Raw genomic sequence first — 5,674 nt, 5'->3', positions numbered from 1 at the left:
TTGCGGCATAATTCCCCCCCACTTTCACCCCACCGGTGCCTTTAGGCGCGGCCCTATCAAACGCCGTAGTGATAAACCTAGCCCCTCCTTTTTCTATACCCCCCTTAAAATACGCCCCCACAGGCGCGCAAAACACGATAAAAAGGTATTCACTGGCCGGCTTCACCCCCAAATTATCCCCTACGCCTATGACAAAAGGGCGCAAATACAAACTCGCCCCGCTTTTATAAGGAGCGAGCCATTTTTGATTCGCTTCCACCACTTCAGCGCATGCCCTTAAAAACAATTCTTCGCTCACTTTGGGCATGAGCAGTCTTTCGCATGAAGTTTGCAAGCGTTTGGCGTTTTCTAAAGGGCGAAAAAGTAAAGCTTTCCCGTTTTGAGAGCGGTAAGCCTTCAAGCCTTCAAAACAAGCCTGCCCGTAGTGTAAGACCGGCGAGCCTTCGCTGAGCTGTAACACGTTTTCGCCCACCAATCCGCCTTGCGACCAAGAGCCGTTTTTATAAGCAGCGATGAAGCGAAAATCCGTTTTAATGTAGCTAAAGCCTAAATTTTTCCAGTCTAAATTTTCTGAATTTGCCATTTTCACACCTTTAAGTTGATCATTTTAGGTGTGATTGTATCTAAAAAGGGGTTAAAAATCCCTCAAGTAACTGATCTGAAACGCATAGACTCTGTGCACATCAGCCTGCAAAGTGTATCCTTTTTCGTTAGTAATAGAGAAAAGCCGGTGCGTGATCGTAGGCACTTTAATCCCTAATTCCAAGCTATTGTGTTTAGCGATATGGGTGCGCACCCCAAACTTCCATAAAAACTGGAAATTGGCCGGGCTATAACTGGAATTGCTGTGGTGTTTTGCATAATTAGCGATCTCTTTACTGATGCTCGTTGCCCAACTATCCCCAGCCAATTGGATCCCCACCACAAAACCAAAAACCATGTTTTCTTTATTCACAAAATTCCACAGCGTATCCAACCCTACACCATAAGTGAATAAATTGATATAGTATTGCCCTTGATAGGAATCCCTCTCCGTTAAAGTATTCCCTCCAAAACTAAAGCTGTTGTAAATAAACCCGCTCTCGCCCACAGGAATACCCTTTTTCATCACGCCAAAGCGGTTGTGCGCGTAGTCAAAAAACCCATAATAACGCATGCCAAACCATTTTTTCTTACCAAAAAATTGCTTATAGCCCACTTCAAAACCCGCTCCTGCATAAGGTGGGAACTTTATCAAAGGCTTTTGCAAGCCGTTGTCATTCACCATTTTAGTCTGATTTTGTATCATGCTCACCTGGTAATTGACTCCCACAAAAGCCGCACTCTCTTCAGCGCTCGCCACAACACCCAAAGCCCCTAATAATATAATTCTTTTCAACATTCAGTCTTTTCCCTTTATTTTTTGATAATCACTTTATATTATATTAGCTTAAAATGGCTAAGTATTACTTATAAAGAAATAATAATATATTTTTTCTTAAACTCAATTAAAAAACTAACCTTTTAGTTCATTCCAACGCTTCGCCACAAACGCGCTCGTTTCTAACGGCACCCTCAAAGGATAAACTTCATCATTGAGGATGCGTTGGATTTCTTGCTGCAACTCTGGGGCGTTTTTTTCTTCAATCTCAAAAATCAATTCGTCATGCACTTGCAAAAGCAGCCTCACTGAAGGGTTATTTTTGAAACGCTCGCTCACTTTGAGCATGCCTAATTTCAATAAATCGCTGGCACTCCCTTGAAAAATCGCATTCACGCCCTCTCGCAAATAATTGCCTTTGACATAGTCATTTGTGCCGGTAAAATCAAACACCCGATAACGCCCAAGCAAAGTGAAGGCTTTAGAAGTTTTTAAAATCTCTTCTTTCATGCGGTTTAAATAATCTTTGATGCTAGGGAATCGTTTGAAATACGCTTCTATGTAGCTTTTAGCTTCATTTAAAGGGATGTTTAAAGTCTCGCTCAATTTCTTGCTCCCCATGCCATACACCAGCCCAAAATTAATGCTTTTAGCGATGGATCGTTTTTCTTTGGCCAATTCTTCTCCAAACAACGCCTTAGAAGTTTCTAAATGGATGTCTCGTCCTTTTAAAAACGCCTCCATTAAATCCTTATCCTGGCTAAAATGGGCTAACAGGCGCAATTCAATCTGCGAATAATCCACCCCTAGCAAACAATATTCTTTAGAGCTAGCGATAAAACCCTTACGAATGAGTAAGCCTTTAGAAGATCGCACCGGGATATTTTGCAAATTAGGCGAATGCGAGCTTAAACGCCCGGTAGCTGTACCGGTTTGGATGAAAGTGGTGTGGATTTTATCGTCTTTGTCTTTTAGGCGCAATAAGGGGGTGGTATAAGTGTTAAAGAGCTTGTTCAATTCTCTGTATTCTAAAATCAAAGCGATGCTTGGGTGCTTGTCTAGGATTTTTAACAAACTTTTTTCATCGGTAGAATGGCTTTTATTTTTAGGAAGCCCTAATTTTTCATACAAAATCTCGCCAAGTTGCTTGGGAGAATTGAGGTTAAAATCCACGCCGATCAAATCTAAAATTTGGCGCTCTAAAACATGCAATTCATTCTTAAACTCCTGTTCTAAGCGCTTGAAATAAGGCGCATCAATCTTAAAGCCTTGAAATTCCATGCCCATTAAAACTTTCATAAACGGCGTTTCAACTTCTTTGGCCAAAGTGAGCAAACCCTCTTCTAGCCCCCCTTTTTCAAAATACTCGCACAAACGCTTCAAAGCGTTTAATTCCAAACTCAATTGCTCTGATTTTTCCGCCTTACTTTTTGTCTTAAAATCTTTGATTTTTTCATGCGGGATTAAATCTTCTTTTAAATATTCCTTTAAAACTTCATCAAACCCCACTTTTTCCGGATTCTTTAAAAACGCTAAAATTTGAGTGTCTTGGATGCGGATGTTTTCTAAAGACACCTGGTATTTGGCTTTTAAAAAGCTCAGTAAGGGTTTTAAATCATGCCCAATGATTTGCGCATGCTGTAACATTTGAGAAAAAGCGTTTTGCAAAAACTCTGAAGAAAAGGGCGAAAATAACGCCTCCTCTAAAGGTAAAAAATAGCCTTGATCTTGTAATAAAAACGCTAGGGCCAGAACTTTTTTTTCTTTATCTAGCGCCAAACGCGCAAAAATCCTTGCGTTAGTTTTTTTTAACTTTTCTAAAAACGCGCTCAAAGGCGCAATGTTTTCCAAAACGATCATGCGTGATTTTTTAGGGGCGTTGTCTGATGCGGGCGTGTTTTCTGAAATTAAAGGCGTAGGGGAATTTTCTAAATCCCTTAAAGTAGAAATAAAACCATATTCTTTCAATTCATCTTTAATTTTCAATAAGGGGTTTTCGCTAGGAAAAGCGCAACTTGAAAAATCAAATTCTTTAATGCATCCTCTTTCTAAAGTGGCTAATTCTTTGCTTAAAAACGCGCTTCCTTTGTCTTGTATCAGGGCTTGATACATTTTAGGGCTGAGTAAATTTTTCGCCAAGTCTAAATTTTCATAGATGTTTTCCAAACTCCCTAATTGCTGTAACAATTCCTTAGCGTTCTTGCTCCCAATGCCTTTAACCCCCTTGTAATTATCGCTACTATCCCCCACAATGCCCTGATAATCCGTGAATTGACTCGGCAAAATCCCGTATTTTTCCACGCAATCTTTAGCCAAAAACTCCGTTTTGCCATCAAAAAGCGCGATTTTATCGCTCAAAAGCTGGTTAAAATCCTTATCTTTAGAATAAATGCGGGTTTTATAAGGGCTTAGCGTGGCTAAACTGGCGATAACATCATCAGCTTCAAACCCGCTCACTTCCACGCAAGTAAAACCCATTTTTTGCAACCATTCTAAGGCGATAGGGATTTGTAAAAGCATCTCTTTAGGGGCGTCTTTACGATTTTGTTTGTATCCGCCTAATTTTTCAGCTCTTTTAGTTTTAGTCTGGCTTTCTAGAGCGAACACGATAAAAGGCATGTTTTTTCTATCTTTATAAAATTTTTTAACCATGCCCACAAGCCCCGTTAAAAGCCCTGTAGGAAAGCCCTTATCGTTGGTTAAAGGCTTATTTTTAGCGCTCATGTAATAGCTTCTAAACAAATACGCAAAAGTATCAATTAACGCTAAAGTCCCCTCTTTAATGACTGGCTGCTCCATCATTCAACCCTCTTCCATCAAGCAAATTTTAAATTTATTGTAACACAAGCTGGACCTCATCTCTTTCAAAATAACGAGTCTTTTGGGGTTGGCGTTTCTTGGCTGATAACCTCTTTTGCGGCTTGGATTTTAGCATCGCAGTATTCAGCCACGCCTTGAATGGTTTGTTTCATCAAGGCGTTGATTAGGGTGCGCATGAAGTTAAAATCTATTTTGCCATGCGGGTTGGTGGGTAGTAGAATGCTATCATTTTGTATCTTTGTGTTACTTATGCTATCACCCCAAGAATATTTATTATTTAAAGCTTTATAAATGCAAGTAATAATAAATAGTTGGTTAAGTTTGGTTTTTGAATGCGTGTCTTTAAGATACAAAGCTAAATTATGGCTATCGTTTGAATAAAAGTCTTTTTGTTGGTATGTAACAACAAAAGTTTTACCACCAATAAAAATACAATTGCCCTTATCCAAAAAATCCGCATTGTAATTAATATAAGAATTTACAGCATTATTCTCTTTACTAGCACACAAGTAGGGGGTTGTCCCACTATCTTTGACAACATCCCTTGCTAAAATATTTCTTGTGTTTTTGACTTCAAAAATATCTACAATTTTGAAGCTTTGCCACATTAAGCCGGTATTACCCCCCAAAGAATTATTGAAAACGTTAAGGGCGTTTTCTTCACCGCTAGAAAGGGTGGTGTTTTCTAGCCCTGTAGCTTTTAAGTAAGCCTGAAGTTCGGCGAGCCGACACTGCTCAAGTTCGGCTATGAATTTTTCCATGAAATCAAAATCAACATCTTTAAGGGTTTGAGTTTTAGCGGTGGGTTTTAGGGGTAGAATGACTTTATCGTTTTTAATTTTTGCCCATGAACACATGTTTTCATAGCCGAATTTTTTAGGGTAATCAAAAAATAGCGTGGATAAAAACAAGCCGATTTTATGGTTGATTTCAAATTTGGGTTTGAGAGAAAATACCCTAGCGTGTGTTACCATTTTATAAGGAAAACTGCGATAAAACGTGCAACCAAACATGTCAATAGTAATGGTATGGCTTTCAAAAACTTTTGCTTTTATATCGCTTTGCCCTAAAATGCCATTATTGCTAAGCCCTGCAGTGATGACAAATTCGCCCTTATGATTGATGTGGCGTTTTTGAATGTCAAAATCGCCGTTACTCGCTTCAAACAAATCCCCTAATTTGAACTCGCCCCACTTAATAGCGTTGAGTTGGCTGCTAAGGGGGCCAATCACTTTGGGGGCGTTTGGTTTTTTAAAATCAAGCCCACTTCATAAGAAAGGTAATCGGCTATCGTTCTTTTAAAATCCTCTAATGCGGGTTTGGTGTCGGTGGGTTTGTTTTGGTTCCAATCGCTCCCATTTTTGGGATCTATGGTGTTTTCATGGTAGTCATCTTCGCTTAAAAATTTCAAACATGATTTGCCAATATGGACTAAATCCACGACTTCGTTGTAGCGCTCTTTAGCGTTGTGCGTGTCTTTTAAATTGTGGCTGG

At 39.4% G+C, this 5,674-nt stretch carries 4 protein-coding genes and 1 pseudogene; all 5 read right to left on the bottom strand.

The features are described from left to right. Positions 1-583, bottom strand: a 583-nt coding sequence (gene ilvE, locus DV63_RS13130) for a branched-chain-amino-acid transaminase (protein ID WP_020982416.1), incomplete at its 3' end; no start/stop codon positions are given. A gap of 51 nt (positions 584-634) precedes the next feature. After that, the gene (locus DV63_RS13125; RefSeq protein ID WP_000919464.1) at positions 635-1,381 is read right to left on the bottom strand and encodes an outer membrane protein; all 747 of its coding nucleotides are present in this window, start codon (positions 1,379-1,381) and stop codon (positions 635-637) included. A gap of 114 nt (positions 1,382-1,495) precedes the next feature. After that, positions 1,496-4,159 (bottom strand): DNA polymerase I, encoded by a 2,664-nt coding sequence (polA, locus tag DV63_RS13120; protein ID WP_000437579.1) that lies wholly within the window; start codon positions 4,157-4,159, stop codon positions 1,496-1,498. A gap of 65 nt (positions 4,160-4,224) precedes the next feature. Further along, on the bottom strand, positions 4,225-5,412 hold the full coding sequence (locus tag DV63_RS13115; protein WP_000580071.1) for a restriction endonuclease subunit S: 1,188 nt from the start codon (positions 5,410-5,412) through the stop codon (positions 4,225-4,227). Continuing rightward, positions 5,409-5,674, bottom strand: a pseudogene (locus tag DV63_RS13110) (restriction endonuclease subunit M); the annotation flags it as partial. The pseudogene DV63_RS13110 and the gene DV63_RS13115, both read right to left, overlap by 4 nt.

The sequence above is a fragment of the Helicobacter pylori FD535 genome, assembly GCF_000296015.2.
Classification (GTDB): Bacteria; Campylobacterota; Campylobacteria; order Campylobacterales; family Helicobacteraceae; genus Helicobacter; species Helicobacter pylori_CT.
Note: the sequence above shows the minus strand (reverse complement) of the source record. Positions and strands in the feature narration are given on the sequence as shown.

Excerpts from the sequence above, each read along its gene's own strand:
- DV63_RS13125 (WP_000919464.1), bottom strand. The coding sequence starts at position 1,381 with ATGTTGAAAAGAATTATATTATTAGGGGCTTTGGGTGTTGTGGCGAGC.
- polA (WP_000437579.1), bottom strand. The coding sequence starts at position 4,159 with ATGGAGCAGCCAGTCATTAAAGAGGGGACTTTAGCGTTAATTGATACT.